The sequence below is a fragment of the Embleya sp. NPDC059213 genome (assembly GCF_042754445.1).
Taxonomy (GTDB): domain Bacteria; phylum Actinomycetota; class Actinomycetes; order Streptomycetales; family Streptomycetaceae; genus Embleya.
Genome location: NZ_JBHZAV010000016.1, coordinates 71340 through 98055, shown reverse-complemented (window position 1 = coordinate 98055; position 26716 = coordinate 71340). Strand labels below are relative to the sequence as shown.

Below are 26716 nucleotides of genomic sequence, written 5' to 3'. Positions count from 1 at the left end.
GCCCTGGGCCACCAGGTCGGCGTCCGACTTCGACTTCGTCGCCGGGATGAGCATGTGCACCGTGGTGAGGAAGTTGTCGCGAGCCGGCGCCAAAGGCGCCCAACAAAGGAGCCACCCCCCCCATGCGCCCCGCCGCCCGCCCATTGCCCACCCTCCTGGCCCTCCTGGCCCTCCTGCTCCCCCTCCTGGCCTCCGCCACCCCCGCCCAAGCCGCCGACGAGTTCACCTGGGGCGTGCAACCGGCAGGCGGGCGCGACCACTTCGTCCTGACCGCCGCTCCGGGCCGGACCCTGGTCGACGTGGTCGGCGTGTCCAACTTCGGCGACAAGCCGCTGACGCTGCGCGTGTACGCGACCGACGCCGTGCTCGCCGCCGACGGCGGAATGACCCTGCTGACCGCCGCCGAACGGCCGAAGGACGTCGGCGCGTGGATCGGCTTCGACGCCGAGTCGTACACGGTCGAGCCGGGCAAGCGCGCGGACATCCCGTTCCGGCTGACCGTCCCGGCGGACGCGAGCCCCGGTGACCACACCGGCGCCATCGTCGCCTCGATCAAGGCCGAGGCGACCGGTCCCGGGCAACAGCGGTTCGACGTGGACCGGCGTGTCGGTGCCCGGATCTACCTGCGGGTGGACGGCCCCGCCGTGCCGCGACTGGCGATCGAGGACCTGCGGCTGTCGTACGACAACCCGATCGCGATGTTCGGCGGCGCCGAGGCGGTCGTGCGCTACCGGGTGCGCAACACCGGCAACGTCCGCACCACGGCGGGGGTCGAGACCACCGTCTCCGGGCTCGGTGGTTGGCGACTGGGCGGCCCCGCCCGAGCCGCCCTGCCCGAGTTGTTGCCGGGAGCCACGCACGAGGTGGTCCAGCGCTTCGACGGTGTCTTCCCGGCCGGTCGACTCACCGCGGACGTCAAGGTCACCGGCAACCCGGCGACCGTGACTACGAAGTCGACGAGCGTATGGGCACCGCCGTGGTTGCTGCTGGGCGCGATCACGCTGCTGCTCGGCGCGCTGATCGCCTACGGCGTGACGGTGCTCCGTCGCCGCCGGCGCGTCGCCACCGAAAAGGAGGCCGCCCTCGCGAAGGACGCCGCCTCCCCCACCGAAGTCACCGCCGACCCGACCGGCTGAGCACCCGCCGTCGCGTCGCCGCCCCGATCCACCAGGAGCCGACATGCACACCTCCCACCGCCTTCGTCGCGCCGCAGGCTCGGCCGCCGTGCTCGGCCTGGCCGCCGCCGGCGTGCTCGGCGCCGCCGCCGGCGCCTCGGCCGCACCCGCCGACACCCGCGCCGAGAGCCCGGCCACGCCCACCGCGACCGCCTCGCGCAACACCGCGCTGGCCCCGGCCGGCGACGAGATCACCGTCGTCGGGCGCGGCTTCACCCCCGGCGCCCGGGTCACCGTCGCGCTGTACGCCGGCGACACCGTCGACCGGGCGGGCAGCCGCACGCTCGCCGCCGACGGGCAGGGCGTCGTCGCGACGCCGCTGCGGGTGGGCACCGGATTCGCCCCGGACGCACCCGCGTTCGAGGTCCGGGTCGGCGTCGACGGCGGGCCGACCGCCAAGGTCGCGGTGACCTTCGTCGCACCGGCACCGGGCGGCACTCCCCGATCGTTGCGCGCCGCCGCACCGGCGGCCTCGGCCCAACTCGGGCAGGCCGCCCCGCAGGCGGCGGCCGGCGGCGCCAAGCTGACCGTCACGCCGAGCACCGGCCTCGATCCGGCCGGCGCGTCGATCACGGTCTCCGGCTCCGGCTACGCGGCCGGCAGCGGCAACGGGATCTACGTGGTGTTCGGCCCCAAGGAGGCCGACTGGACCACCAACGCGGGCAACTACGGCGCGTCGAAGTGGCTCAAGGCGTTCGGTCCGGGCGGGATCAACCCGGACGGCACGTTCTCCGCCACCCTCACCGACGTCAAGGCCACGTACAAGAACGGCGCGGGCAAGGACGTCGACTGCCTCAAGACCGAGTGCTACGTGCTGACCATGGCCGCGCACGGCTCGCCCGACCGCAGCCAGGACGCGTTCGTCAAGGTCTCCTTCAAGGGCGGCTCGGGCACGACCGGATCGGGCACGACCGGCGGGTCCGCCGGCACCACCGGCGGCACCTCGGGCGCCGGCACGACCGGCGCGGCGACCACCGGCGGCGGCTCGACCGGCGGCACCGCCGCGGGCACGAGCGGCACGAGCGGCGGCACCGCGGGCAAGTCCGGCGGCGGCAGCCTGCCGCTGACCGGACCGGCCGGCCTGGTCGGCGCGAGTGTCCTCGGCGTCACCCTGGTCGGCGCCGGCACGGCCGCCGTACTGACCACGCGCCGCCGCCGCAACAACACGCCCTAGGCAGTCGCCCGCGCCCGCCGGCTCGACCGACGGGCGCGGGCGACTACTTGCCCAGCGCGTCCAGTTGCTCCAGGAACCACTGTTGCGGGTTCAGCGCGACCGCTGCGGCGGCCAGCCGCCTGGTGCGCCGCAGCCGCTCGGCGGAGTCCATCGTGAGCGCGGTGTGCAGCGCCTCGGTGGTCTGCGACACGTCGAACGGGTTGATCACGATCGAGTCCGCGCCCAGTTCCTCGAACGCGCCGGCCTCGCGCGAGAGCACCAGCGCACAACCCCCGTGCGCCTCGTCCAGCAGCGAGACCACCGGAATCTCCTTGGCGACCAGGTTCATCCCGTCCCGGATCGGGTTCACCAACGCGACGTCGGCCAGCCGGTACGCCGCCAGCGAGCGCGGGAAGTCGTCGTTGACGTGCAGGATCAGCGGCTGCCAGTCGCCGGTCCCGAACTCGTCGTCGATCTCCTTGGCCACCCGCTGCACCGCCGCCGTGTACTCGCGGTACTCCGGCAGGTCGTGCCGGGAGGGATAGGCGAACGCGACGTGCACCACCCGACCGAGCCATTCCGGTCGGGTGCGCAGCAGTTCGCGATAGGCCAGCAGGCCCCGGACGATGTTCTTGGACAGTTCGGTCCGGTCCACCCGGACGATCACCCGCCGATCGCCGACCACCTCGCGCAGTCCGGCGAGCCGGGTGTCCACGTCGGCACGCGACGCCCGCTCGCGCAGGAACTCGCCGTCCGCACCCAGGCCGTGCACGCCGATCTCGGTCACCCGGCCGGCGTGCGTGACGGTCATCGCGTCCCGGTCCACCACCGCGCCGAGCACGTCCGCGCAACAGTCCAGGAACGCGAGCGCCCAGCGCCGGGTCTGGAAGCCCGCGTGGTCGGCGCCGAGCACGCCCTCCAGGACGAACCGCGCGATGTCGTCGGGCAGCAGGCGGAAGTAGTCCGGCGGTGCCCACGGGGTGTGCGCGAAGTGCCCGATCCGCAGATCCGGGCGCAGTCGGCGCAGCAGCACCGGCACCAGGGTCAGGTGGTAGTCCTGCACGACCACCTTGGCGCCCTCGGCGGCCTCGTCGGCCAGCGCCTGCGCGAACGCCTGGTTGTATGCCTCGTAGGAGACCCACTCCTTGCGAAAGCGCGCGTCGAAGACCGGCTTGGACGGGGTGTCGTAGAGCAGGTGGTGGACGAACCACAACGTCGAATTCGCTATGGCGTTGTACGCCCGGGCGAAGGTGCCCGGGTCGATGTCGAGCATCCGCACCGCCAGGCCGCCGGTGTCGTGACCGGCGAGATCCAGCCGGCCCGAGGGCGCCGCCCGGGTCGCGGTCCGGTCCGCCTCGCCGAGCGCCGAACACACCCATACGGCGCCGGTCCCCTGCCCGGCGGTGGACAGCCCGGACACCAGTCCGCCGCCGCCTCTGCTCACCGAGAGCGTGCCGTCGTCCTCCAGTGAGAAGGACACGGGACCACGATTGGACGCGACCAGGACACCGGCGGGAGGGGGAGCACTCATGCCCCGACCCTAGCCACGCATCCCGGTGCGCAAACCCGGCCCGATCGTGCCCCCGACTCGAACGGTGTGGCGAGTATCACGTGTCCATGTCATTACCGGGAGTAGCGAGGGTGTGCTTTCTCTTGACTCGTCGGGCCGATCCCACTCGCATGCGACGGGCCCGGCACCTCGGGCATGCGGGCAACGGGGCAAGGGGGAATCGGATATGCGCAGCAATCGTGGGCTCGGTGCGGGCGCCGTGGCCGCCGCACTGGTCCTCGCGGCCGGCGCCACGCCGGCGGTCGCCGAAGGGGACGGCGCGTGCAACGACGGGGACGCGTGTCTGTACTACAACTCGAACACCAAGGGCGCGCGTTTCGACCATCGGTACAACCTGTCGAACTACGCCGGTTACACGTTCATGCGCTCCCCGGACGGCGGCAGCGGCACGGGGGTGCCGGTGAAGAACCACGCCGCGTCGGTGTGGAACAACGACCCGACGCACGTGCTGCGGATCTACTACGGCAGCAACTATCAAGGTCCGATGCAGGAGATCGGCCCGAAGTCGACGGCCAATCTCGACCCGGCGCTGAAGAACAACAACGCGTCGGGCAGTTGGACCGCGCAGTAGGGCGCCCGCGCCACGCGCCGGCCACGATCGCGCTGCTGTGCCTCGCGCTGGCCGGCTGCACCGGGGCCGGCGACCGCGCCGACCACCCACCCGCGGCCGACCGCGCGTCGGGCGCCCCGCCGCCGGCGGCGACCCCGGTGACCGGCGACGTGAGCGGGCTCGACCTGCCGATCGCGGCCTACCTGCCGACCCCGGAGCAGCGTGCCCGGCGGGCCTCGGCCGAGCTGGTGCTGATCCGGGACTGCCTGGCCCCGCTGGGCCTGACCTACCAGGCGCCGCCGGCCGCGGCCGGTGGGCCGGTGTCGAAGTCGCGCACCGAGCGCCGGTACGGCGTGGGCGACGCGGTCGAGGTGGGCACCTGGGGCTTTCGGCCGCCGGGTGCCGTCGCCGGCGGTACGGACAAGCCGAGCGGGCCGGCGCCGAGCCGGGAGCTGGCGGTGGCGCTGTACGGCGAGGCGGGCGCGGACGGGGTGCCGCCGGATCCGACCGAGGGCCGCGATCGGCCGGGGCCGGGCTGCCTGGGCCGGGCGCGGTTCGCGCTGGGCGTGGATCCGGCGCTGGAGCGCGCGGCGCTGCCGGGTCGACTCGACGTGGAGTCGTTCGAGCGATCGCGGGCCGATCCCCGGGTGCTTCGGGTGTTGGCGCAGTGGTCGACCTGCATGCGCGCGAAGGGGTTCGACTACCCGGACCCGTTGGCGGCGGGCGGTGATCCGGCGTGGGACACGCCCACACCGAGCGCGCGCGAGATCGCCGCGGCGAGGGCGACGGTGGCCTGCAAGACGCAGTACGACGTGGCGGGCACCTGGTACGCGGTCGACGTGGCCTATCAGCGGCAGGCGATCGAGCGTGAGGCGGTGGCGCTGGCCCGGGTGCGGGCGAACGAGGAGGAGTGCGCCCGCCGGGTCGGCGCGGTGCTGGGCGACTAGGGCCTGTCCGGCGGCCGGCCGGAAATCGCCCTCAGCGGTCGACCAGGCGGGTCCGCGCGCGGTACTCGGGCACGGTCGTCATCGGCGGCCGTTCCCGGGCCGCGACGTCGTGGGTACGCAGCCGGAAACCCTCCTCGTCCCGCTCGAACTGGGTCAGCGCGGTGCTCAGCTCGTCCGGGTGCGCGCCCGTGGGGCCGCGGCGCAGTCGACGCTCGACGGCCTGGAGTATCTCCGCCGCCATCCGGCCGAGCCCGGCCTCGTCCTGGTGGCTGTGTCGGCGCACGCCCACATCCACTTGGGCCATCGCGTCCAGGCCGACCAGGCGCAGGGTGTCCACGAGCATCGCGGTCTCGATGCCGTAGCCGCACGGGAAGGGCAACTGTTCCAGGAGCGAGCGCCGGGCCGCGTATTCGCCGCCGAGCGGCTGGACGAAACCGGCGAGTTCCGGCCAATGCAGATTCAGCAGCGGGCGTGCGACCAATTCGGTGACCCGGCCGCCGCCCGCGGGCACGATCGTGTCGCCGATCTCCAGCGGCCGGTCGTACATGGCCTTGACCAGTTGCACCGAGGGGTCGGTCAGCAGCGGGCCCAGGATCCCGGTGACGAAGTCCGCCGAGAAGTCCTTCAGATCGGCGTCCACGAACGCCACGATGTCGCCGTCGGTGACCAGGAGCGAGCGCCACAACACCTCGCCCTTGCCGCGCACGGTCGCCAGCGTGGGCAGGATGTCGTCGCGGTGCACGACCCGGGCGCCCGCGTCGGCGGCGACCCTGCCGGTGTCGTCGGTGGATCCGGAGTCGACCACCACCAGCTCGTCCACCAGCGGCGATCGCTCGATCAGCTCGGTCCGGATCACCTTGACGATGTCCCCGACGGTCGCCGCCTCGTTCAACGCGGGCAGGACGACGCTGACCCGGGTGTCGCGTTTGGCGTCAAGAAGCTTGTCGACGGGCCAGTCGGCGGCGACGGAGGACCGTCGTCGAAGCCAGGCGCTCACCTCGGGCTGCACGTTCGAATTCCCCTGTCGTCGCCGGTGCTCCGGCCTCGGTCGCGGCCACCCTTTATCGTCTCGCGAGGTGGACCGGATGATCGACGCGGCACCGGTTCGGTTACAGTCGTCGTCACCGGATACGACGATCGCACGTCGAGCCGGACAAACGCGGACCGGCCACCTTGCGAAGGGTGTGTCCACCGCCATAGCAGCTCATCCAGAGGGGCAGAGGGAACGGCCCGTTGAAGCCCCGGCAACCATCCGATCGTCATTCCTCGTGACGCGCTTTCGGCGCGAGCGAGCGCCGGCGGTCGGACAGGTGCCAAGTCCGGCCCGTGGGACCCCACGGGTAAAGATGAGGACAGAAAGGCCCTCGCCATGGCGACACCCACCGCCACCCGCTCCACCAGCGCCACCTCCACCCCCTTCGGTCCGGCCGTCGCGCTGTCGTGTCGCGAGTGCGGCGAACGCACCGAACTCGGCCCGAAGTACGCCTGCGAGTCCTGTTTCGGCCCGCTCGAGGTCGCCTACGACTTCGGCACCGTGACGCGCGAGCAGATCGAGGCCGGCCCGCAGAACATCTGGCGTTACGCGCCGCTCCTGCCGGTCTCGGCCGACGTCGCCTCCCGCCCCAATCTGAACCCCGGTTTCACCAAGCTCGTCCGGGCCGAGAACCTGGGCCGCGAGCTGGGCATCGCGAAGCTCCACGTCAAGGACGACTCGGGCAACCCGACGCACTCCTTCAAGGACCGCGTGGTCGCGATCGCCGTCGAGGCCGCCCGCACCTTCGGTTTCACCACCCTCTCCTGCTCCTCCACCGGCAACCTGGCCGGCGCGGTGGGTGCCGCCGCCGCTCGGGCGGGCCTGCGGAGCTGCGTGTTCATCCCGGCCGACCTGGAGGCCGGCAAGGTCGTCACGGCGGCCGTCTACGGCGGCGAGCTGGTCGCCATCGAAGGCACCTACGACGAGGTCAACCGGTTCTGTTCGGAGCTGATCGGCGACCCGGCCGGTGAGGACTGGGGCTTCGTCAACGTGAACCTGCGGCCGTACTACGGCGAGGGTTCCAAGACGCTCGCCTACGAGATCGCCGAACAGCTCGGCTGGCGACTGCCCGAGCAGATCGTGATCCCGATCGCGTCCGGTTCGCAGCTCACCAAGATCGACAAGGGCTTCCGCGAGCTGATCGCGCTCGGCCTGGTCGAGGACGCGCCGTACAAGATCTTCGGCGCGCAGGCGACCGGGTGCTCCCCGGTGGCCGCCGCGTGGAAGTCCGGCCACGACGTGATCCGCCCGGTGCGGCCGGACACGATCGCCAAGTCGCTCGCGATCGGCAACCCGGCCGACGGCCCCTACGTGCTGGACGTGTGCAAGCGCACCGGCGGCGCGGTGGAGGACGTGACCGACGCCGAGGTGGTCGAGGCGATGAAGCTGCTGGCGCGCACCGAGGGCATCTTCGGCGAGACGGCGGGCGGCGTGACCGTCGGTTGCCTGCGCAAGCTGCTCGCGTCCGGCGCGCTGGACCCGGACGCCGAGACGGTCGTGCTCAACACGGGCGACGGCCTCAAGACGTTGGACGCGGTCACGCCGACCACCGGCGCCACCGCGACCATTCGACCCACTCTGGATTCCTTCCGAAAGGCCGGCCTGGCATGAGCGTCTCCGTTCGCATCCCGACGATCCTGCGCACCTACACGGGCGGGGCGGCCGAGGTGTCCGCCGAGGGGACGACCCTCGCCGAGGTTCTGGGTGCCTTGGAAAAGGACCACGCCGGAATTCGCGCGCGCATCCTCGACGACGAGGGCAAGCTGCGTCGCTTTGTGAATCTGTACGTGGACGACGAGGATGTGCGCTTCGCGGACGGGCTTGCCACGGCGATCCCCGACAAGGGCACCGTTTCGATCATCCCGGCGGTCGCCGGCGGTTGCTGACGCGATAGGCCGACGGTCCCGATCTTCATCGAGTCGGGCCCGAAACGGAACCGAGAAATCCGCCGTCCGGGGCTCCGGGCGGCGGATTTCTTGGTCTCCTCGAAGTTGTGCGTTACACGTGTTTAAACAGGTCCATTTCCGCGCTTTGGCGGCGACGCGTCGGTAAACCCGTGGTCGGGATCACATCCGTTTTGTGCAGAAAGTCGCTTTCCTGATGAATTGAAATACGGCCTTCATGACAATTCGCGAGGAATGCGAGTTTTATTCACTCGGGAATTGTCGTCCGATTGACCTGTTGCTCCGGGCATCCGTCCGGATACATTCAGCCGCGGTCGTAGCGGAAGGCCGGGTCCTTCTGGATACGAACCCGGAGCTGCGACGTGCAGTATCCGTGAAAGGGCCAGTAACAGGGGAGTTAGGAATGGCTCAGGGCGCCGTCAAGTGGTTCAACGCGGAGAAGGGGTACGGCTTCATCGCGGTCGACGGTGGTGCGGACGTTTTCGTCCACTACAGCGCGATCCAGATGGACGGGTACCGGACGCTCGAGGAGGGGCAGCGAGTCGAGTTCGAGATCTCGCAGGGGCAGAAGGGGCCGCAGGCCGACATGGTCCGCGTCACCGCCTGAACCAGGGAGCAATCCGCTCCTCTGCTTGAAACGGTCCACACACCACGGACTGCACGACACACCGCAGCACACATCCTGTCCGATCTCCCGTTCTCCCCGCCGATCCCTCGTCGGATCGGCGGATCGGGTTCGATCGGTGACCGGGGCCCGGCCTTCCCGCCACGCGGGGGCCGGGCCCCGGTCGTTGTGCGTCCGGGCCCGGGCCCGCGTCCGGCCCCCGGCGCGCGGGCGCCCCGTCGCGCGGGCGATCACGGTGGGCGCGACCCCGCCGGCCCCGGCCCCACGTGCGACACGCGCGGGGGTACGCGCGGAGGGGTCGGGACCCGCCGTTGCGCTTGCACTCGGCATGGTCGAGTGCTAATCATTGGCGTTAGCACTCTGGATGTGAGAGTGACAGAAACGGACCGGGCCGGTGAGGCTCGGCACCCGTGAGGGAGGGATCCTCGCGGTGGTCGGGTCGTCCGTCGCGGGCGCCAGTGCGGTCCGGCACTCACCCCCGTTCTGGGAGGACTTCACCACATGGCCAAGATCATCGCGTTCAACGAGGAAGCGCGCCGCGGCCTCGAGCGCGGGATGAACCAGCTCGCCGACGCCGTCAAGGTCACGCTGGGCCCCAAGGGCCGCAACGTCGTGCTCGAGAAGAAGTGGGGTGCGCCCACCATCACCAACGATGGTGTGAGCATCGCCAAGGAGATCGAGCTCGAGGACCCGTACGAGAAGATCGGTGCCGAGCTGGTCAAGGAGGTCGCGAAGAAGACGGACGACGTCGCCGGTGACGGTACGACGACCGCGACCGTCCTCGCCCAGGCGCTCGTTCGCGAGGGCCTGCGCAACGTGGCCGCCGGCGCGAACCCGATGGCCCTCAAGCGTGGCATCGAGAAGGCCGTCGAGGCCGTCTCCGAGCAGCTTCTCGCGCTTGCCAAGGACGTCGAGACGAAGGAGCAGATCGCCTCCACCGCCTCGATCTCCGCCGCTGACCCCCTGATCGGCGAGATGATCGCCGAGGCCATGGACAAGGTCGGCAAGGAAGGCGTCATCACCGTCGAGGAGAGCAACACCTTCGGTCTCGAACTCGAGCTCACCGAGGGCATGCGCTTCGACAAGGGCTACATCTCGCCGTACTTCGCGACCGACATGGAGCGCATGGAGGCCGTCCTCGAAGACGCCTACGTGCTCATCGTCAACTCGAAGATCACCTCGGTGAAGGACCTCCTCCCGCTGCTGGAGAAGGTCATGCAGTCGGGCAAGCCGCTCATGATCATCTCCGAGGACGTCGAGGGCGAGGCCCTGGCCACGCTCGTCGTCAACAAGATCCGCGGCACCTTCAAGTCCGTCGCCGTCAAGGCCCCGGGCTTCGGCGACCGTCGCAAGGCCATGCTCGGCGACATCGCCATCCTCACCGGTGGCCAGGTCATCTCCGAGGAGGTCGGCCTCAAGCTCGACACCGCGGGTCTCGAACTCCTCGGCCGCGCCCGCAAGGTCGTCGTCACCAAGGACGAGACCACCATCGTCGACGGCGCCGGTGACTCGGACCAGGTCGCGGGTCGGGTCAACCAGATCCGCGCCGAGATCGAGAACTCCGACTCGGACTACGACCGCGAGAAGCTCCAGGAGCGCCTGGCGAAGCTCGCGGGCGGCGTGGCGGTCATCAAGGCCGGTGCCGCGACCGAGGTCGAGCTCAAGGAGCGCAAGCACCGCATCGAGGACGCGGTGCGCAACGCGAAGGCCGCCGTCGAAGAGGGCATCGTCGCCGGTGGTGGCGTGGCCCTGCTCCAGGCGTCCACCATCGCGTTCGACAAGCTCGAGCTGGACGGCGACGAGGCCACCGGCGCGAACATCGTGCGCCTGGCCGTCGAGGCCCCGCTCAAGCAGATCGCGGTCAACGCCGGCCTCGAGGGCGGCGTGGTTGTGGAGAAGGTGCGCAACCTGACCCCGGGTCACGGCCTCAACGCCGCGACCGGCGAGTACGTGGACCTCATCGCCGAGGGCATCATCGACCCGGCGAAGGTCACCCGTTCCGCGCTGCAGAACGCCGCGTCGATCGCCGCGCTGTTCCTGACCACCGAGGCCGTCATCGCCGACAAGCCGGAGAAGAACCCGGCCCCGGCCGGCGGCGCTCCGGACATGGGCGGCATGGACTTCTGATCCGCTGAGGGTCGCCGGACCCGCACGGCCGGTCGTTCGACGAACGAGGCGGTCCCCTTCGGGGGGCCGCCTCGTTCGCGTTTCCGCGTGTTCGAGCCGTGTTCGCTCGTTCGAGTGGGGGTGGCGACTTACCCTGAAATGGTCTCCGGGCGGCCTTGGCGTCGTTCTCGTACGGCATGGATCGAGGTAGGCGAGGTGGACGAGACGACCGCACCCGGGACCGATGTGGGCGTCGCCTGGCGCGAAATCGTGACCATGTGGCAGGGATTGCACGTGCCCGAAGGCCGGCGCGCCGAGTTCGACGGAGAGAACATCACGATGTCGCCACCACCCCTACACGGGCACGAACCGGTCGTCGACCGCTGGGATCCCACAGGACCGTCCGTAACCCTGTTCTCCGAACCCGATGGTGGACGGTACCGACAGTTCCTTCACGTTGCATACGGCAAAACGATCAGGATCCCCGAACCCTTCGGGATCGACCTGGACACCTCGGACTTCCCCCGCTGAGCCGATATTCGCCGGCATCGGCGGTCGCTCGCTCGTAGGCTCGTGATGCGACCGCGGGAACTACGTGTTCCTTCTGTCTTGGCGTACAAGCGCTTTCGGGGTGCTTGGGGTTCGAATCCCTGTCCGGGACCCGTGACCTGCCCGCGGTCGCACGCCATTGCACCCGGGGAACTGCGTGTTCGTACAGAGCCGTTTCCCATCGGTAGGAAGCGGTCCCACGGTTGATCCGGGGACCACATACCGGACCCGCGATCTACCCCGGGTGCCCACGGGGGAGCCTTCCGATGACCGAGATCCTGCGCGCCCTGAGCGCCGACCATCCGGCCCGTGCCGAGGCCGCCGCCACCGTCGTTCGTTTTCTGGACGTCGCGGTGGCCGCGACCGGGCGGGCCTCCTTCTACAACACCCGCGACGAGCAACTGGCGCTGGAGCAGGACGCGCACCGCGCGATGGTCGCGCTGGACCGCCGCCTGTACGCCGGTCTCGTGTGCTCCCCCGGGGCCACCGACCGCAGCCGGCAGCTCGGCGTGTTGCACCTGCTGGATACGCCGGCCCACGAGGACGACGGCACCGCCGTGTACGACGCGGTCGCCGCGCTGACCGTGCCGCGTCGGCTCAAGCTGTTCGGTCTGCTGGCCGAGCGGCGGGTGAACAACGCCCGGGTGCGCCGGTTGATCCTGCGCACCGTCCTGGGCTCCGCATCGCTGGAGTTGTGGTCGGTGCGCTACCGGGACAAGCTCGCCGACGCGCTGCGGCACGCGTGGGGGCTGCGGATGAGCGGCATCCTGCGCTCGATCCTGACCAGGCTGCTCGCCGGCGCACGGCTCGATGCCAAGGAACAGCGCATCCTGGCTCGGGAGATCGACCGCTGGGCGGCGGATCCGGCGCTCGCGCGCGAGTGCGTCGCGTTCGTACTCGGCGCCGACGGCCCGTACACGCTGCCGCTCCCGGTCGCGTATCGGGCCGCCCGTACCGACCTGGCCGCGGGCGCCGCGCTGCCGTTCGAGACGCTCGAAGGGCTGCGCGGCCGATTTCATCCGAACGAGAAGCCGGCGCGCGTGCTGGAGCTGACCGCCGAGCGACTGACCGCGGGTCAGCGGCTCGCCGGGCAGCGGCAGGCCGAGCGCGCGGGCGTCGAGGTCGGGGTCGACCTGGACCGCTACGACGCGGTCCGGCTCTACCTGTACGCGTTCGCCACCGGGATGACCGACGACCTGGCCGCGGCGCTGGATCGGCGGGCCGCCGCCGGTGCGGCCGGGCTCGACCTGGCCGACCGCCGGATCGCCCTGGTGCTGGACGGATCCGCGTCGATGCGCGGCGGCCTCGACCAGCCGCTGCGGCCGATCGCGACCGTGCTCGCGCTGCGCGACGCGTTGCGGGCGGCGGCGGCCGAGTGCCACGACGTGTGGATCGGCGGCGTCCCGGACGGCCGACTGGTGCGGCCCGCCGGGGCCACCTCGGCGGCCGAGGCCCTGGTCGCCGCGTTGCGCACCGGTGCCGAGCTGATCGTGGTGATCGGCGACGGCTACGAGAACGCGCCCGCCGGGCGGTTCGCGCAGGTGCTCGACGCGGCCCACACCCTGGGCGTCGCGGTGCCCGTGGTCCAGCTCTCGCCCGTGCTCGCGGCCGAGGCGACCGGTCTGCGCGGCTACGCGCCGGACCTGCCGCTCGCCCCCGTCCATCGTCCCGAAGCGCTCGAACTCGCCTGGTGCCGGCTGATGTTGACCATCGATCCGGCCGCCGCCGTACCCGCCCTGTTGCGCCTGGCCCACCTGGAGGTGACCGGATGAACACCATCGCCCACGCCCCGCTGCCGATCGGCGAGCTGCTGGCCGGCTGCACCCTCGGCCCGGTGCAGAGCGTCGGCCGGATGCAGGTGCTGCCGCTGCTCGGCGACACGTGCGACGCGCCCACCGTCGCGCTCCCGACCGATCTGTGGATCGGCACGAGCAACTACGGCACGCTCACCTTCGTCAATCACACGCCGCACGTCGCGCTGGTCCCGTGCCATCTCGCGGTGATCGTCGAGCGCAGCGCGCAGGACCACGCGATGCCCAGGGCGGCGCTGGTCGAGCCCTCGGGTCGGCTCGCGTTCGACGCGGCGATGTGCGTGCAGCAGACCCAGGCCGGGCTGATCCCGGAGGGGCCGCAGCCGCTGGCGGTGTTGCCGCTCGCGCTGCGGGCCGCCGCCTCGGCCGGTGCGGACGCGGACGGGTACAGCCGGTTGTGGTCGGCCGTCCAGCGCTTCAACGCCTCCTCCGGCCTCGCCGAGACCGGGAACCTGGTGCTGTTCCTGAAGCACTTCGCGCTCGAACTCGAATGTTTCGTCGCCGAGTTCGAGTGCGTCGAGGATCAGGTGGGCGCGGTGGTGCTGCTCGACGGCGAGATCGCCGGGATCGAGCGGGCGCCCTCGCGGGCTTACTGGTCGGCGATGTGGGAGCCGCTGATCAGGTCCTGCTACGGCGCGGAGGCGGTCCGCCACGGTCTGCACGATCCGGGCGATCCGCCGCCGAGCCGGACCGTGCTGCACCTGCCCGGGGGCGATGGCGCGGCAGCCGGGGACCCGTACGACGTGCTCGCCGAGGCGCTGCGGGCCGCCGACGCCGAGGAGCAGCGACGCGCCGAGCACACCCTGGGCGACGCCGACGCGCACCCGGTGGCGCTGGTCCCGGAGCACACGCATGCCGGGGTCACCGTGGGTCGGGCCGCGAGCGAGCGGCTGGTCGGCGCGTATGCGCTGGGCGGCGATCGGCCGATCTACGCGTCGTTGACCGCGCGCTCGTTCGGCGGCCGAGTCGCGGTGAGGCCGCCGAGTGGGGCGATCGCCTCGGCGTCTCGTTCGCACACCCAGTGCGGGTCCTCGCCCAGCTCGGGTTCCAGGTAGAGCGGGTGGTCGTCGTGCCGAGGGCACGGCGGCCACACCGTGCCGTTCTCGGCGAGCGCCTCCTGGACGTCCTGCCCGATCAGTCCGGGGACGTACGCGGCGCCGTCGGGCCACTGCTCGACCCACCACTTGCGCTCGACCAGGGCGTGCTCGACCACGGTCACCGTCTCGGGGGTCTCGACGCCGTGCGTGCGCAGATCGGCCAGGACCAGGGCGCGGGCGGTCAACAGGGCGACGTCGGTGGGATCCTTGCTCATGGTCCACAAGTGTGCGTGATCGCGACGTATACGAGAATCGACCGCGTGGCTCTCCTCATCGATCCCCCGGCCTGGCCCGGACGCGGGCGGCTGTGGTCGCACCTCGTCAGCGACGTCTCGCATGCCGAGCTGCACGCGTTCGCACGCGAACTCGGCGCGCCGGAACGCGCGTTCGACCGCGATCACTACGACGTCCCGGCCGACCTGTACGTCCGGGCGCTGGCGAACGGGGCCGAGCCGGTCTCCAGTCGGGAACTGGTGACCCGGCTGACCGCGGCGGGGCTGCGGCAACGCAAGCGTTACCGTCCGCGCTGACCGGGTCGACGGCGGGTCAGGACTGCTGGCGCGGGATGGTGCCCTCCAGGCGCTCCAGCTCGGCGCGCATGTTGTAGCGGGCCGCCTCCTCGTACCGGGCCGCGCCCAGTCGGGTGTGGAACAACCGGGGCAGCGACATCAGGTCGCGCAGCACCGCGGCGCGGGCGGCCCGGAACGCCTCGTCGGGGACGAACGCGTACTCCTCGCGGACCGCCGCCGTGTATGCCTCGTAGCGCTCGCGGTCGGCGGCCAGGATGGCCAGGTCCGCGTCGCACAACACGTGCGCGTTGTGGTCGGATTCGCCGGGCGCGTGCTCGGCGGTCACCCGGACCAGGCGCGCCGTCTCGGCGACCAGGTCCGGCGCCACGCCCGCCTCGCGCAGGCCGCGCTCGGCCAGCCGTGCGCTGCGCTCCTCGTTGTCGGCCCGGGCCGGGTCGTAGACCGCGTCGTGGAACCACGCGGCGAGCATCACCGCGTCGACGTCGTCGGCCTCGTAGGCCAGCTCGCCGATCAGGTCGAGCACGGTGCGCAGATGGTCGGTGTCGTGATAGCGGCGGTGCGGCTCGGCATAGCGTGCCAGCAGGCTCTCGACGACGGCGCCGGCCTCGGCGTGCCCACCGACGAGCCGGGCCCACTGGTCCCGCAGCGTCACGGTCGCGGACTCCTGGATGCGTTCCACCCGGCCAGCATGGCAGAACGAGCGAGCGAAGCCGACCACCAACCGGTTCGACACACGCGGTTCACTCGTATTGGATGCCGATCGCATGTCGATCACCCGCCGTTCGCCGGCCGATCCCGGCCCGATCAGCCGGCGACGGCCGGGGCCGCCAGCGGTTCCGGGAGCGGGCGGGCGTGCAGCACGATCAGGCCGGACACCGCGCGGGTGAGCACCACGTAGAGCCGGCGCAGTCCCTGGGCCTCGGCGTCGACGATCTCGGCCGGTTCGGCGACCGCGACGTGGTCGAACTCCAGGCCCTTGGCCAGCGACGCGGGTACCACGCTGATCCGGGCCTGGTCGGCGTCGTCCGTGCCCAGGACCCGGTGCGCGACGCCGTCCGCACGCAGTGCGGCGGCCACCTCGGGCACCCGTGCGTCGGCGCAGATCAGCCCGATCGAGCCCTCGTGGTCGAGCAGTTCGATCGCCGCCCGGGCGGATCGTAGGGCCAGCTCGTCGGCCGGGACCGGGCGCAGTTCCAGGGCGCCCGCCGCCTGGCGGACCGAGGACGCGGGCGCCAGGCCCGGCGCGATCAGCGGCAACAACCGACTGGCGAACTCCAGGATCTGGAGCGGCACTCGGAAGCCCCGGGTCAGCTCCTCGATCCTGGCTCCCTCGTGTCCCAGGTGCCGCAGCGTCTGGGTCCAGCCGGGGGTGGCCCACGGCGTGGTGCCCTGGGCGATGTCGCCGAGCACGGTGGCCGAGCCGGTGGAGCAGCGCCGACCCACCGCCCGCAACTGCATCGGGGACAGGTCCTGCGCCTCGTCGATGACCACGTGCCCGTAGCCGCCGGTGCGGTAGAGCAGGTCGGCGGTCTCGTCCACGAGCACCGCGTCGGCCATGGTCCAGCGGGCGGATCCCACGCCGCGCGGCGGCGTGGCCCAGCCGATCGCGGCCTGTTCCTCGGCGCTGAGCACGCCGTCCGCGCACGCGGCCCGGAAGTCGGCGTCGCCGAGCAGGCGGAACACCAGCCTGAGCGGGTCCACCGCCGGCCACATCGCGTCCACCGCGGCCTTGACCGGTCGGCTGCGCGCGACCGCGTCCTGGACCCGGTCGTCCGGGGACTCGCCGCGCTCCTCCATCTTGGTCAGCAGCGCGTGTGCGATGCGTTGCCGGAGCATGTCGCGGGCCGCGCCGTAGCGCACGTCGCGGGTGCGCAGCGCGGTGACCAGGTCCTCGACCTCGTGGACCGGGAGCCGCCAGGTGCGCGAGTCGCGGACCACGGCCACCGACTCGGTCGGCGCGCTCAGGCCGGACCACACCGCGCGGCGCAGCACCTCGGCCATCCGCGCGTCGCCCTTGATCGTGCCGGACACGGCCTCGTCCGATGCCCGGACCTTGATCTTGGAGGTGCGGGTGACCAGGTCCTCGACGGTGGTCTGGCCGACCTCGATCTCGCCGAGGGCGGGCAGTACCTGCTGGATGTAGTCGAGGAAGGACCGGTTCGGGCCGACCACCAGGGTGCCGCTGCGGGCGAGGCGGTCCCGGTAGGCGTACAGCAGCCAGGCCACGCGGTGCAGGCCGACGGCGGTCTTGCCGGTGCCGGGCGCGCCCTGTACGCACAGCGTGCGGCCCAGGTCGGAGCGGACGATCTCGTCCTGCTCGGGCTGGATGGTCGCCACGATGTCGCGCATCGGGCCCATGCGCGGGCGCTCGATCTCGGCCGCGAGGATGCCGCTCGCGGTGTCGGCCTCGTCCGGGTCGGTCAGGTGCTCGTCCTCGAACGCGGTCAGTTCGCCGGTCGTCCAGCCGAAGCGGCGGCGCAGTTCGACGCCGAGCGGTTCGGCCCGGTTGGCCCGGTAGAACGCGCGGGACAGCGGGGCGCGCCAGTCCACCACCATCGGGTCGCCGAGTTCGTCGTGGACGTGTCGGCGGCCGATCCAGAAGGACTCGACGGGCTTGCTCGGGTCGGCGCTCACCTCGGCCGGTTCGACGCCCTCGACGCCGTCGGCGAATCGGCCGTCGACCCGGCCGAAGAACAGCGGCGAGCCGGCGTGGTCGGCGAGTGCGGCGATGCGCTTGGCGATCAGGTGTTGGGCGGTCTCGTTGGCGACGGCGGTGGCGCCGACGTCGCGCAGGTCCAGGGCCTCGGTCTCCTCGCGCATCCGGCGCAGGGCGGCGCGGGAGGCGTCCAGGTAGGCGCGTTCGACACCGAGCGGGTCGGGAGTGGGCAGAGCGGGGCCGGTGGTGGCGGGCGCGGACATGACTCTCCGGTTCGAGGCGGCGACAAATCGGAGCCCGGCCGTGTGCGATGCCACGTCCTGGTGCGCCCCTGCGAAGGGCGCGGGCCGGATGCCCGAAGGCGGCGGCCCGCGCGGCCCACCGGTGCCGGGCGCCGAAGACGGTTCCCGATCACTGCACTGGGTGGGACAGCGGAATGAGCGAGCCTAGGCCAGTCCGGCTCTGCCATCAACCGCCTTTGCCGCGCCATGCTCGGTTCCCGACGTGCGAGCCGCGCGAACGCGGCCGGGTCGGTGTGGTGTGGCGCGTGGCGCGGTGAGGTGGGGGACGCGGCGGAGCGCGGCCCGGTGCGTGGCTGCGCGCGGTGCGGTGCGGTGCGGCGTGTGGGTGTGGCGCGGCGAGGCGGTGGCTGTCCTGGTGGGCACGAGGGGATGGGGTCGGGATGCGGGTGTGGGCGACGCGGACGGTGCTCGCGATGGCGCTGGTGGCCGGGGTCGTGCTCGCGCCGACCCCGGTGGGCGGTGGGCGCGCCGGCCGGGTGCCGACCGGGTTCGAGCGGCGCGGTGGCACGCTGTGGACCACCCTCGCCGAGGAGCGGGACTACCTGCGCGACCTGGTCGCGGCGGCGCCGGGCCCGGAGCGGGCCGGCTGGGGCGCCGCCCGGGTCACCGTGACCCGGGTCGGCACGAGCACGCGCGGCCGGCCGCTGGAGTTGATCACCGTGGCCGGCACCCGCTCGGTGGCCGAGCCGGTCCGGGTGTTGTTCGTCTGCGGCCAGCACGGCGACGAGCCGGCCGGTCGGGAGTCCTGCCTGAAGCTGATCCGGGACCTGGCCGCCGACCGCTCGCCGGCGGGACGTCGGCTGCTGGAGCGCGTCACCGTGTTGGTGCTGGCCACGCCCAATCCGGACGGATCGGCGGCGGGCACCCGGGCGACCGCCGAGGGGGTGGATCTCAACCGGGACCACGTGGCGGTGAGCACGCCCGAGGCGCGGGCGATCCGCCGGGTGCTCCGCGAGGCGCGCCCGCACATCGTGCACGACCTGCACGAGTTCACCGTGCCGGCGGATACGGCGAACTCCACGCCGGCCCTGTACCTGTGGCCGCGCAATCTCAACGTGGCCCCCGAACTGCGTTCCTTGGCCGTCGAGTTGGCGCGCGATCGGATCGGCACGGCACTGCCCGCGGCGGGTTGGGCGGCAGGTGTCTACGGGGAGGAGGACACCGGTCGGCCGCTCGGCGGCGACGGGGACGAGCGGTTGTTGCGCAACGCGGCCGCGCTGGACCACGCGGTGGCGGTGCTGGTCGAGGTCGCCACCCGGCCCGTCTCGGCGCTGGAGCGCGCGGATCCGGGCCTGCTGGGTCGGCGGCGGGTGGCCGCGCACCTGGTGGCCGCGCAGGCCACGCTGCGGATGGCCGCCGAACGCGGCGAGGCGATCACGGCGGCGGTGCGCACGTCCCGGGAGCGGGCGGCGCGCGGTGGCGGAGCGGTGTACTTCGCCGGGGCCGACAACGTCCCGGCGGGCCTGGGCGCGGTCGGGCCGATGCCGTGCGCGTATCGGCTGACGCCGGACCGATATGCGAGCGCGCGCGCCGCGCTGGCCGAGCACGGCGTCCGGGTGGAGCCCGACCTGCGGGTGGAGACGGCGCAACCGGCGGGCGCGATGGTCGCGTTGCTCCTGGATCCGCGGGCCCGCTTCGCGGTCGCGACGGCAACCCCCGAACCGTGCCCGGCCGATCCCGACCGGGCACCCACACCCGCCGAGCCGGTCTAGGCCCTGTCCGGCGCGATGTGGTCGGCCAGGCCGGTGAGCAGGTCGGCGACGCCCTCCGGGCCGGGGACGATCAGGTCGGCGCGTTCGGCGAGGGCGTGCACCTCGGCCGAGCCGCTGCATACGGTGAGGCCGGCGGTGCCCTGGTGGCGTACTTCCTCGACGGCTTCGAACGCGGCGAGGTCGCCGAGGTCGTCACCGGCGAACAACACCGAGCCGGCCTGCTTCTCCTTGAGGAAGCCGGTCAGCGCGCGGCCCTTGTCCATCCCCCGGGGGCGCAGTTCGAGCACGTAGCGCCCGGGCTCGACGGCCAGGTCGTGCCGCGCCGCCAAATCGTCGAGCGGATCGCGCAGCAGCGCGAGCGCGGCGTCCGGGTCCGGTGCGCGGCGGGTGTGCACGGCGAGCGCGCTGCCCTTGTCCTCGACCCAGGTGGTCTCCCACAGGTCGAGTGCCTGGAGCAGACCGGGCAGCGCGAGGCGCACCTCGTGCACCCCGACCGGCGGCTCCGGCGCGCTGATCCGGCCGGTCGCCGCGTCCCAGCGTTCCAGTCCGTAGTGTCCGAGCACGACGAGCTGTTCGAGTCCGGGCACGCCGCGGAAGCGGCCGTACTCGACGGCGACCGCGGCCGGGCGGCCGGTCACGATCACCACCGCGGCCAGGTGCGGGGTCAGTCGGGACAGCGCGGTCACCGCGCGCAGATCCGCGCGGGCCTGGTCCGGGCGGTCGACGATCGGGGCGAGGGTGCCGTCGAAGTCGAGGGCGACGACCGCTCGGGCCGGCTCACCGAGCAACGCGGCAAGGCCCGTTCGGCCGGCCGTCGTGGTGGGTTCGGGCAGCATGGACCGGTTCGTGGTCATGCCGTCCAACCTACCCAGTGGTCAGCGAACCGAGCAGTCGATCGGCCAGCGGGACCACCTGGTCGTCGACCACGATCACGGTGAGTCGATGCCGCGGGATGCCACCGAAGGCCGGCTTGATCCGGTCGATCCCGGGCAGCGCGGCGGCGAGCGCGCGGGCCTGCTTCTCCTGCCCGACGGGGTGGTAGACGGTGGTGGCCGGGACCGAGCCGCGGAACACGTCGGTGCCGGCGACCTCCCAGCCCGCCGCCTCCAGCCGCCGGCCCATGCGCTTGGCGAGTGCCGGCACCTTGCTCTGATCGAGCAGCACCACCTTGCCGTGCGCACCACGCGGGGCCGCGGGCGCCCGGACCGGCGGCACCGGGCGGGCGGATCCGGCCGGGCCCGCGACCGGCGCCGGCCCGAAGCTGTGGCGGACCCGGTCCGCGGCCACCCGGGAGGCGGGCTCGTCCCGGCCGATCGCGAGCACACCGGCCACGACGCAGATCGCCGTCAGCGCGGCCACCGGGAGCAGCCCGCGCCGCGAGCGCACCCACGCGAGCAGGGCTTGGGGCCGCAGGCCGCCGAACGCATCGTGCTCGGGGGCGAGCTCCGGATCCGCCTCGACCTCCTCGGCCCCCAGGTCCTCGTTGGTCCAGATCAGGCCGTACCGACCGAAGCCGGCGAAGACGTCGTACTCGTCCCGGTGGCGCCCGAACACCCGTCCCGCCCCTCAGTGCCCGGGACGGCGCACGGTGGACCGGGCCTGCTGCCGGGCCTCGCGCAACCGCCGCAGCCGCTGGACCAGCATCGGGTCGTGCTCCAGGGCCTCCGGCCGGTCGAGCAGGGTGTTCAGCACCTGGAAGTAGCGGGTCGCGGAGAAACCGAAACGATCGCGCACGGCGCGTTCCTTCGCGCCGGCGTGCTTCCACCACTGGCGCTCGAATTCGAGGATGTCCCGGTCCCGGTCGGACAGCCCGCCCGCGGGCACCGACTCGGGCGGGTGCGCCGGCGCGCCCTGCCCGGGAATCACGGGCACCTCGGGCCGCGCGTCGTGTTCCTCGCCCATCGGTCACCCCTTCGGTACCTCGCCCGGGCCCGTCGACCCGCTTTCGGCATTGTGCCCGCCCGCGCCGACGGACCACCGCACCGGCGCGATGATTCGCCGGAAAAGCCGTGAATCACCCGAGGGAAGGGATCGACACAAAGACCTATATGCTCCGCCGCATGTCTACTTTTGCCGTCCATATCCCCGCCGCCGAGCTCGAAGCCGACCCGCTCGACCCGGCCCAGATCGTCTCCGGCACGCCCGAGGTCTCGGGCCGGGTCCTGTGGGAATCCGAGGACGGCAAGCAGATTCGCGGCATCTGGCAGATCACCCCGGGCGTGGTGACCGACACCGAGGCGAACGAGCTGTTCGTGGTCGTCTCCGGTCGGGCCACCATCGAGATCCGCGGCGGCGCGACGATCGAGGTCGGGCCGGGCGACGCGTGCGTGCTCCAGGAGGGCGACGAGACGGTGTGGACGGTGCACGAGACGCTGCGCAAGGCGTACCACATCACCCTGCCGTAGGCCCTCTTTCACCGGCTCCCGGACGCGACGAAGCCCACAGGCCCCGAGACCTGTGGGCTTCGTGCTTTCGGGAGTCGGCCGAACCTACTTGACCGACCCGGCGGTCAGACCCGACACCACGTGCTTCTCGATGTAGGCGAACAGAATCACCACGGGCACGATCGCCACCACCGAACCGGCGAACAGGTACTGCCATTCGACCCGGTAGGCACCGAGGAAGCTGTTGATGCCGACCGTGAGCGGTTGCTTCTCCGGTGTGGTCACCAGCACCAGGGCGACGGTGAACTCGTTCCACGCCGCGATGAAGGTGAAGATGACCGCCGTGACGATGCCCGGCATCGCCAGTGGCAGCGTGACCCGACGCAGTGCCCCGAGACGGGAGGCACCGTCGATCATCGCGGCCTCCTCCAGCTCGACCGGAATCGCGCTGAAGTAGGCGGTCAGGATCCACACCGAGAAGGCCAGGTTGAACGCGCCGTTGACGAGCACGAGCGCCCAGTACGAGTCGAGCAGATCCAGGATGTAGAACTCCCGGTACAGCCCGACCAGCAACGACGTCGGCTGGAACATCTGGGTGACCAGCACGAGCCCCAGGAAGACGCCTCGGCCGCGGAATCGCTTGCGCGCGGTGTAGTAGGCCGCGGGCAGCGAGACCACCAGCACGAGCAGCGTGGACATGCCGGCGACCAGCAGCGAGATCTTGAGGTTGTCGCCGAGTGTGGACTTGTCCCACACGTCGACGAAGTTGGCCCATTCGAACTTCGTCGGCAGGTAGCCGTCGCTGGTCAGTTCGTCCTTGGGCCGCAGCGCGGTGATGGCCATCTCGATGTAGGGCGCGACGAAGACGATCGCGATCACCCACGCGAGCGCACCGAACCAGAGCTGCTTCTGGCTGTACTTCGAGCCCCCGAGCACGGACTTCTTGCGCCCGGACCCATTCCCGCCGCCCGAGGCGCCCGAAGGCTGCTTCGCGGCGCCGGCGCCCGGCTTACGGCCGGCGGCGGTGGTCGTGCTCATCGGTCGGTCTCCTTGTTACGGCTGACAACGAGGAAGAACGCGACCAGGATGATGATCATCGCGAAGTTGGCCACCGACATCGCGGCGCTTTCCCCGATGTCGGACGCCTTGAGCTGGTACATGAACACCGTGGTCGTCGCGGTCTCGTAGCCCGGACCACCGTTGGTCATCGCCCAGATGATCGGGAACGAGTTGAAGACGTTGATCAGGTTGATCACCACCGCGACCAGGATCGCGGGCTTGAGCAGCGGCAGCGTGATCGACAGGTAGGTGCGCCAGGTGGACGCGCCGTCGATCTTCGCCGCCTCGTACACCTCGCCGGGAACCGTCTGGAGTCCGGCGAGCAGGGTGTACGTGGTGAACGGCAGCGAGACGAAGACCGCGACCGCCATCATCCACGGCATCGCCGTGGACGGCCTGCCGAGCCAGTCCTTGCCCGCGTCCATCAGGTGCAGGTCGACCATGAGCGTGTTGATCGCGCCGTGGGTCTCGTGCAGCATCCACTTGAAGACGACGGCGGTCATGAAGACCGAGGCCGCCCACGGCACGATCATCGCCCAGCGGGCGTACCGCCGGCCGGGGAAGTGCTGGTTGAACAGTTGCGCCAGGAACAGCGACAACACGAGCGTGATGGCGACGACCACCAGCACCCAGACCACGGTGTTCCACAGCACGGCCACGAAGTCCGGCTCGTCGAACAGCTTCTTGTAGTTGTCGGTGCCGTTGGATCCCACCACGACGCCGGTGCGGCGGATGCGCTGGAAGGAGCTCCAGACCATCACCACGACGGGCCACAGGACCACGACGCCGATGAGGAGGACGGCCGGGCCGATCCACGGCAGCGGGGCCAGCGTCTTCTTGACTCTGGTGATGACGGTGGGCGCTCTGCGTACGGCGGTTTCGGCCACGGGGCCGTCCTCCTCCTTCGGTGCTGGGACGTTCCGGTACCGCGTCAGCTCTTCTGCTGCGCGACCGCCGCTTCGGCTTCCTTCTGGAGCTGGTCCAGCACGTCCTTGGGCGACTTGCCGCCCGAGACCGCGCTACCGAGCTGTTCCTTGATCTTCGGCGAGAGCACGTCCCACGCGACGTCGTTCAGCGGGTAGAACTTCGCCTTCGGGAGCAGGTCGATGTACGGCTTGAGGCCCGCGTTGGCGGGGTTGGCCGTCATCTTGGCCATCACCGACTTGGTCACCGGCGGGAAGCTGTACTGCTCCTGGAACTTGATCTGCTGGTCGGTGCTGAACGCGTGGTCCAGGAACGCCTTGATCTGGTCCTTCTTGCCGTTCTTCTTGAACGCCATCATCCAGTCGCAGACCCCGAGGGTCTCGTTCAGCGGGCCCGTCTTGCCGGCGATCGGCGCGGTCGCGTACTTGAGGTTCGGGTAGTCCTTCTTCAGCGTGGCGATCATGGTGGGGTTGCTGTTCACCATGCCGACGCTGCCGCCGTAGAAGTCCGTGTAGACGTCCTTGCGGTTCTTGGTGCCGGGGTTGGACTCGGTCAGTCCGGCCTTGACCAGGTTGTCGTTGACCCAGTTCAGCGCCTCGACGTTCTGCGGGCTGTTGACCGTGTACTTGCCGTTGGTCTGGTAGCCGCCGCCGTTGCCCAGCGCCCAGTTCATGAACTCGCCCTGGGCCTCCTCCTTGCCCAGCGGCAGGCCGAAGGGGGTCGCCACGCCGGCGGACTTGAGCTTGGTCGCGGCGGCCTTGACCTCGTCCCAGGTCTTGGGCGGGTCGGTGATTCCGGCCTTGGCGAACAACTCGGTGTTGTAGATCAATTGCCGAGTGCTGGAGGTGAAGGGAATGCCGTACTGCTTCCCCTTGACCGTCGCGGCGGGCGTGAAGGACTCCACGAAATCGGCCTTGGTGGCGGGCGACATCACGTCGTCGACCGGGTACAGCAGGTCGTCGACGACCTTGTCGGCATAACCGCCGGTCTGCAGCAGGTCGGGCATGTCGTTGTTCTGGATCATGGTCGCGACCTGCTTGTCGATGTCATCCCAGTTGATGACCTGCAGGTTCACCTTGATCCCGGGGTTCTTCTCGTTGAAGCTCGAGATCACCCCGTTCCAGTACTTCTGCATGCTGCCGTCGCCGCTGCCGTAGTCGGCCACGACCAGCTTGATCGAGCCGTCCTTGGGAGCGCCCGCCGCGCCGGAGGCGCCGGGGGTCGCCCCCTTGTCGCCGTCGTCCTTCTTGTCGTCCGAACCACCACACGCTGACAGAAGCAGTGCGGCCGACAGTCCTGTCGCCGCCAATGCCATCTGGTGCCGCTTCATCGCAGAACCGCCTTCATGCCTTCGGGAAAACAGGACCGTTGGTGAGGGTTTGGTCGCACTAAACCCATGCACTCGCTTGCGCAAAACTGTTCGCAACGCGGGTTTGTAGAAAACTCTTGAGCAGCATCGAGCATTTTGCGGACTCGCCGTGTCGGCAGTCAACACCTCGCCGGAACAAAGGTCTACACCAATCTTGGGATTCGCAGGAGGGGTGCAGGAAGTTTGCAGAGCAATTCGTTACCCGCCCGGGCGCGCATGCAGAAGAACCGGCACAGAGGGTGCCGGTTCGATCCCGTGAATGGTCCATCGAGTTGGTTGATCGGTGCGTGCGCAAATGCCCCGGACGTGCGAACGCGCCCGCCGGAAGGCGGGCGCGTGGACTCGGGGCGGAGCGCGCCGAGTGGCCGGGTTCAGACCCGGATGACCCGAACGCCCGCGTCGACGAAGGCCGCCGTGGCCTCCTCCGTCGCCGAGGTGTCGGTGACCAGCACGCCGATCCGATCCAGTGGGCAGATCCGGGCGAACGCCCGGCGGCCGAGCTTGGAGGAGTCCGCGGCCACCACCACCCGGCCCGCGCCGGCGGCCATCAACTGGTTGATGCTCGCCTCGCCCTCGTGGTGGGCGCTCGCGCCGTGCTCGACGTCGATCGCGTCCACCCCCAGGATCGCCACGTCCAGGGCCACCTCGCGCAGGATGCCGGTGGCCAACGGGCCGATCAGTTCGTAGGACTGGGTGCGGGCCACACCACCGGTGACCACGATCTTCACATGCCGACGCACGGCCAACTCGCCCGCGATGTTGAGCGCGTTGGTGACGATCGTGAACGCCTGCGCGTTCGAGTCGCCCTCGGTGTGCAGGTCGGCCCGGGCGACCAGGGCGCGGGCCACCTCGGTCATCGTGGTGCCGCCGTTGAGCCCGATCGTCTCGCCCGGCTTGACCAGCGCCGCGGCGGCCTGCGCGATGCGCTGCTTCTCGGACGCGTGCCGGGCGGTCTTGTAGCGCAGCGGGAGGTCGTAGGAGACCGCGTGCGCGACCGCGCCGCCCCGGGTACGGGTCAACATCTGCTGTTGGGCGAGCTGATCCAGGTCGCGGCGGATCGTCGCGGGCGAGACGTCCAGCTCCGAGGCGACGTCCTCGACCTCCAGCCGACCGTGCTTGGCCAGCAGTTCGAGGAGCGCACCCCACCGCTCGTAACGGCTCACCCGTGACCTCCCGCCGTGTCCGACAGCCCTGGCCGACTCGTGTCGGATCGTTCGGGACATCCTTGCGGGCGCCCCACACGGGTCGAGCATCGGGGCT

25 protein-coding genes, 1 pseudogene and 1 riboswitch are annotated in these 26716 nt (G+C 71.3%); of the genes and pseudogenes, 14 read left to right on the top strand and 12 right to left on the bottom strand.

Features of this window, described 5'->3' with window-relative positions; all coding sequences use genetic code 11:
- Nucleotides 1-122 precede the first annotated feature (122 nt).
- Nucleotides 123-1136, top strand: coding sequence for a DUF916 domain-containing protein (locus ACFXMF_RS09505; RefSeq protein ID WP_379992843.1), 1014 nt, complete (start codon nucleotides 123-125; stop codon nucleotides 1134-1136).
- Nucleotides 1137-1179: 43 nt separating this feature from the next.
- Nucleotides 1180-2349 carry an LPXTG cell wall anchor domain-containing protein gene (locus ACFXMF_RS09500; RefSeq protein WP_379992844.1) on the top strand — a complete coding sequence of 390 codons (1170 nt, stop codon included), beginning with the start codon at nucleotides 1180-1182 and terminating at the stop codon, nucleotides 2347-2349.
- A 43-nt stretch (nucleotides 2350-2392) separates the two neighbouring features.
- On the opposite strand, the gene ACFXMF_RS09495 is transcribed toward ACFXMF_RS09500, so the two are convergent.
- Complete coding sequence (locus ACFXMF_RS09495; RefSeq protein ID WP_360316403.1) at nucleotides 2393-3859, bottom strand: trehalose-6-phosphate synthase; 1467 nt, start codon at nucleotides 3857-3859, stop codon at nucleotides 2393-2395.
- Nucleotides 3860-4064: 205 nt separating this feature from the next.
- Between ACFXMF_RS09495 and ACFXMF_RS09490 the strand changes: the two genes are divergently transcribed.
- Together ACFXMF_RS09490 and ACFXMF_RS09485 are read left to right on the top strand one after the other, a co-directional pair.
- Nucleotides 4065-4469: a peptidase inhibitor family I36 protein gene (locus tag ACFXMF_RS09490; protein ID WP_379992408.1), complete on the top strand. Its 405-nt coding sequence runs from the start codon at nucleotides 4065-4067 to the stop codon at nucleotides 4467-4469.
- Nucleotides 4454-5395, top strand: a complete 942-nt coding sequence (locus tag ACFXMF_RS09485) for a hypothetical protein (RefSeq protein ID WP_360316408.1) — start codon at nucleotides 4454-4456, stop codon at nucleotides 5393-5395. The genes ACFXMF_RS09490 and ACFXMF_RS09485 overlap by 16 nt, the downstream gene beginning before the upstream one ends.
- Before the next feature lie 31 nt (nucleotides 5396-5426).
- Here the strand turns inward: ACFXMF_RS09485 and ACFXMF_RS09480 are convergent, their stop codons facing one another.
- Entirely contained in the window at nucleotides 5427-6404 is a 978-nt protein-coding gene (locus ACFXMF_RS09480) for a glucosyl-3-phosphoglycerate synthase (protein WP_360316411.1), read from the bottom strand.
- 192 nt (nucleotides 6405-6596) lie between these two features.
- Nucleotides 6597-6748, top strand: a riboswitch (SAM riboswitch).
- 16 nt (nucleotides 6749-6764) lie between these two features.
- On the opposite strand from ACFXMF_RS09480, the gene thrC reads away from it, so the two are divergent.
- From thrC to ACFXMF_RS09445, 7 genes and pseudogenes are all read left to right on the top strand, one after another.
- Entirely contained in the window at nucleotides 6765-8039 is a 1275-nt protein-coding gene (gene thrC, locus ACFXMF_RS09475) for a threonine synthase (RefSeq protein WP_360316414.1), read from the top strand.
- Nucleotides 8036-8314: a MoaD/ThiS family protein gene (locus ACFXMF_RS09470; RefSeq protein ID WP_360316416.1), complete on the top strand. Its 279-nt coding sequence runs from the start codon at nucleotides 8036-8038 to the stop codon at nucleotides 8312-8314. The genes thrC and ACFXMF_RS09470 overlap by 4 nt, the downstream gene beginning before the upstream one ends.
- Nucleotides 8315-8735: 421 nt before the next feature.
- Nucleotides 8736-8939: a cold-shock protein gene (locus ACFXMF_RS09465; RefSeq protein WP_020557826.1), complete on the top strand. Its 204-nt coding sequence runs from the start codon at nucleotides 8736-8738 to the stop codon at nucleotides 8937-8939.
- A gap of 519 nt (nucleotides 8940-9458) precedes the next feature.
- The gene (groL, locus tag ACFXMF_RS09460) at nucleotides 9459-11084 is read left to right on the top strand and encodes a chaperonin GroEL (RefSeq protein ID WP_020557825.1); all 1626 of its coding nucleotides are present in this window, start codon (nucleotides 9459-9461) and stop codon (nucleotides 11082-11084) included.
- Nucleotides 11085-11171: 87 nt separating this feature from the next.
- Nucleotides 11172-11594 (top strand): hypothetical protein, encoded by a 423-nt coding sequence (locus tag ACFXMF_RS09455; RefSeq protein WP_379991089.1) that lies wholly within the window; start codon nucleotides 11172-11174, stop codon nucleotides 11592-11594.
- A 284-nt stretch (nucleotides 11595-11878) separates the two neighbouring features.
- On the top strand, nucleotides 11879-13384 hold the full coding sequence (locus ACFXMF_RS09450) for a hypothetical protein (RefSeq protein ID WP_379991090.1): 1506 nt from the start codon (nucleotides 11879-11881) through the stop codon (nucleotides 13382-13384).
- A pseudogene (locus ACFXMF_RS09445) lies at nucleotides 13381-14085 on the top strand (ARPP-1 family domain-containing protein); the annotation flags it as partial. The gene ACFXMF_RS09450 and the pseudogene ACFXMF_RS09445, both read left to right, overlap by 4 nt.
- Before the next feature lie 266 nt (nucleotides 14086-14351).
- On the opposite strand, the gene ACFXMF_RS09440 reads toward ACFXMF_RS09445, so the two are convergent.
- The gene (locus ACFXMF_RS09440) at nucleotides 14352-14735 is read right to left on the bottom strand and encodes a hypothetical protein (RefSeq protein WP_360316424.1); all 384 of its coding nucleotides are present in this window, start codon (nucleotides 14733-14735) and stop codon (nucleotides 14352-14354) included.
- A 45-nt stretch (nucleotides 14736-14780) separates the two neighbouring features.
- Here ACFXMF_RS09440 and ACFXMF_RS09435 point away from each other — a divergent pair, with 45 nt between their 5' ends.
- Complete coding sequence (locus ACFXMF_RS09435; RefSeq protein ID WP_379991091.1) at nucleotides 14781-15050, top strand: DUF4031 domain-containing protein; 270 nt, start codon at nucleotides 14781-14783, stop codon at nucleotides 15048-15050.
- 16 nt (nucleotides 15051-15066) lie between these two features.
- On the opposite strand, the gene ACFXMF_RS09430 is transcribed toward ACFXMF_RS09435, so the two are convergent.
- Complete coding sequence (locus ACFXMF_RS09430) at nucleotides 15067-15783, bottom strand: metal-dependent phosphohydrolase (protein ID WP_360316428.1); 717 nt, start codon at nucleotides 15781-15783, stop codon at nucleotides 15067-15069.
- Between the two features lie 71 nt (nucleotides 15784-15854).
- Complete coding sequence (locus ACFXMF_RS09425; RefSeq protein ID WP_379991092.1) at nucleotides 15855-17969, bottom strand: HelD family protein; 2115 nt, start codon at nucleotides 17967-17969, stop codon at nucleotides 15855-15857.
- A 419-nt stretch (nucleotides 17970-18388) separates the two neighbouring features.
- Between ACFXMF_RS09425 and ACFXMF_RS09420 the strand changes: the two genes are divergently transcribed.
- Nucleotides 18389-19720 (top strand): M14 family metallocarboxypeptidase, encoded by a 1332-nt coding sequence (locus tag ACFXMF_RS09420; RefSeq protein WP_360316432.1) that lies wholly within the window; start codon nucleotides 18389-18391, stop codon nucleotides 19718-19720.
- On the opposite strand, the gene otsB is transcribed toward ACFXMF_RS09420, so the two are convergent.
- Genes otsB through ACFXMF_RS09405 form a run of 3 tightly spaced genes read right to left on the bottom strand, consistent with a single transcriptional unit; the run spans nucleotide 19717 to nucleotide 21622 of the window.
- Nucleotides 19717-20574 carry a trehalose-phosphatase gene (gene otsB / locus ACFXMF_RS09415; RefSeq protein ID WP_379991093.1) on the bottom strand — a complete coding sequence of 286 codons (858 nt, stop codon included), beginning with the start codon at nucleotides 20572-20574 and terminating at the stop codon, nucleotides 19717-19719. The genes ACFXMF_RS09420 and otsB overlap by 4 nt on opposite strands.
- 10 nt (nucleotides 20575-20584) lie before the next feature.
- Nucleotides 20585-21274, bottom strand: coding sequence for a LytR C-terminal domain-containing protein (locus tag ACFXMF_RS09410; protein ID WP_360316436.1), 690 nt, complete (start codon nucleotides 21272-21274; stop codon nucleotides 20585-20587).
- A gap of 12 nt (nucleotides 21275-21286) precedes the next feature.
- A complete protein-coding gene (locus ACFXMF_RS09405; protein ID WP_360316438.1) occupies nucleotides 21287-21622 on the bottom strand; it encodes a DUF3263 domain-containing protein in 336 nt (111 codons plus the stop codon).
- Between the two features lie 158 nt (nucleotides 21623-21780).
- Here ACFXMF_RS09405 and ACFXMF_RS09400 point away from each other — a divergent pair, with 158 nt between their 5' ends.
- Entirely contained in the window at nucleotides 21781-22125 is a 345-nt protein-coding gene (locus tag ACFXMF_RS09400; RefSeq protein WP_360316440.1) for a cupin domain-containing protein, read from the top strand.
- A gap of 84 nt (nucleotides 22126-22209) precedes the next feature.
- Here the strand turns inward: ACFXMF_RS09400 and ACFXMF_RS09395 are convergent, their stop codons facing one another.
- The 4 genes from ACFXMF_RS09395 to ACFXMF_RS09380 all read right to left on the bottom strand — a co-directional run bounded on the left by ACFXMF_RS09395 (nucleotide 22210) and on the right by ACFXMF_RS09380 (nucleotide 26619).
- Entirely contained in the window at nucleotides 22210-23142 is a 933-nt protein-coding gene (locus ACFXMF_RS09395) for a carbohydrate ABC transporter permease (protein ID WP_379991094.1), read from the bottom strand.
- Entirely contained in the window at nucleotides 23139-24050 is a 912-nt protein-coding gene (locus tag ACFXMF_RS09390) for a sugar ABC transporter permease (RefSeq protein WP_360316444.1), read from the bottom strand. Before ACFXMF_RS09390 ends, ACFXMF_RS09395 begins: the two co-directional genes overlap by 4 nt.
- 44 nt (nucleotides 24051-24094) lie before the next feature.
- On the bottom strand, nucleotides 24095-25417 hold the full coding sequence (locus ACFXMF_RS09385) for an extracellular solute-binding protein (protein WP_360316446.1): 1323 nt from the start codon (nucleotides 25415-25417) through the stop codon (nucleotides 24095-24097).
- A gap of 410 nt (nucleotides 25418-25827) precedes the next feature.
- Nucleotides 25828-26619 (bottom strand): DeoR/GlpR family DNA-binding transcription regulator, encoded by a 792-nt coding sequence (locus ACFXMF_RS09380; protein WP_360316448.1) that lies wholly within the window; start codon nucleotides 26617-26619, stop codon nucleotides 25828-25830.
- Nucleotides 26620-26716: the final 97 nt, after the last annotated feature.

Excerpts from the sequence above, each read along its gene's own strand:
- ACFXMF_RS09505 (WP_379992843.1), top strand. The coding sequence starts at position 123 with ATGCGCCCCGCCGCCCGCCCATTGCCCACCCTCCTGGCCCTCCTGGCC.
- ACFXMF_RS09500 (WP_379992844.1), top strand. The coding sequence starts at position 1,180 with ATGCACACCTCCCACCGCCTTCGTCGCGCCGCAGGCTCGGCCGCCGTG.
- ACFXMF_RS09495 (WP_360316403.1), bottom strand. The coding sequence starts at position 3,859 with ATGAGTGCTCCCCCTCCCGCCGGTGTCCTGGTCGCGTCCAATCGTGGT.
- ACFXMF_RS09490 (WP_379992408.1), top strand. The coding sequence starts at position 4,065 with ATGCGCAGCAATCGTGGGCTCGGTGCGGGCGCCGTGGCCGCCGCACTG.
- thrC (WP_360316414.1), top strand. The coding sequence starts at position 6,765 with ATGGCGACACCCACCGCCACCCGCTCCACCAGCGCCACCTCCACCCCC.
- ACFXMF_RS09470 (WP_360316416.1), top strand. The coding sequence starts at position 8,036 with ATGAGCGTCTCCGTTCGCATCCCGACGATCCTGCGCACCTACACGGGC.
- ACFXMF_RS09465 (WP_020557826.1), top strand. The coding sequence starts at position 8,736 with ATGGCTCAGGGCGCCGTCAAGTGGTTCAACGCGGAGAAGGGGTACGGC.
- groL (WP_020557825.1), top strand. The coding sequence starts at position 9,459 with ATGGCCAAGATCATCGCGTTCAACGAGGAAGCGCGCCGCGGCCTCGAG.
- ACFXMF_RS09450 (WP_379991090.1), top strand. The coding sequence starts at position 11,879 with ATGACCGAGATCCTGCGCGCCCTGAGCGCCGACCATCCGGCCCGTGCC.
- ACFXMF_RS09440 (WP_360316424.1), bottom strand. The coding sequence starts at position 14,735 with ATGAGCAAGGATCCCACCGACGTCGCCCTGTTGACCGCCCGCGCCCTG.
- ACFXMF_RS09425 (WP_379991092.1), bottom strand. The coding sequence starts at position 17,969 with ATGTCCGCGCCCGCCACCACCGGCCCCGCTCTGCCCACTCCCGACCCG.
- ACFXMF_RS09420 (WP_360316432.1), top strand. The coding sequence starts at position 18,389 with ATGCGGGTGTGGGCGACGCGGACGGTGCTCGCGATGGCGCTGGTGGCC.
- otsB (WP_379991093.1), bottom strand. The coding sequence starts at position 20,574 with ATGACCACGAACCGGTCCATGCTGCCCGAACCCACCACGACGGCCGGC.
- ACFXMF_RS09405 (WP_360316438.1), bottom strand. The coding sequence starts at position 21,622 with ATGGGCGAGGAACACGACGCGCGGCCCGAGGTGCCCGTGATTCCCGGG.
- ACFXMF_RS09400 (WP_360316440.1), top strand. The coding sequence starts at position 21,781 with ATGTCTACTTTTGCCGTCCATATCCCCGCCGCCGAGCTCGAAGCCGAC.
- ACFXMF_RS09395 (WP_379991094.1), bottom strand. The coding sequence starts at position 23,142 with ATGAGCACGACCACCGCCGCCGGCCGTAAGCCGGGCGCCGGCGCCGCG.
- ACFXMF_RS09385 (WP_360316446.1), bottom strand. The coding sequence starts at position 25,417 with ATGAAGCGGCACCAGATGGCATTGGCGGCGACAGGACTGTCGGCCGCA.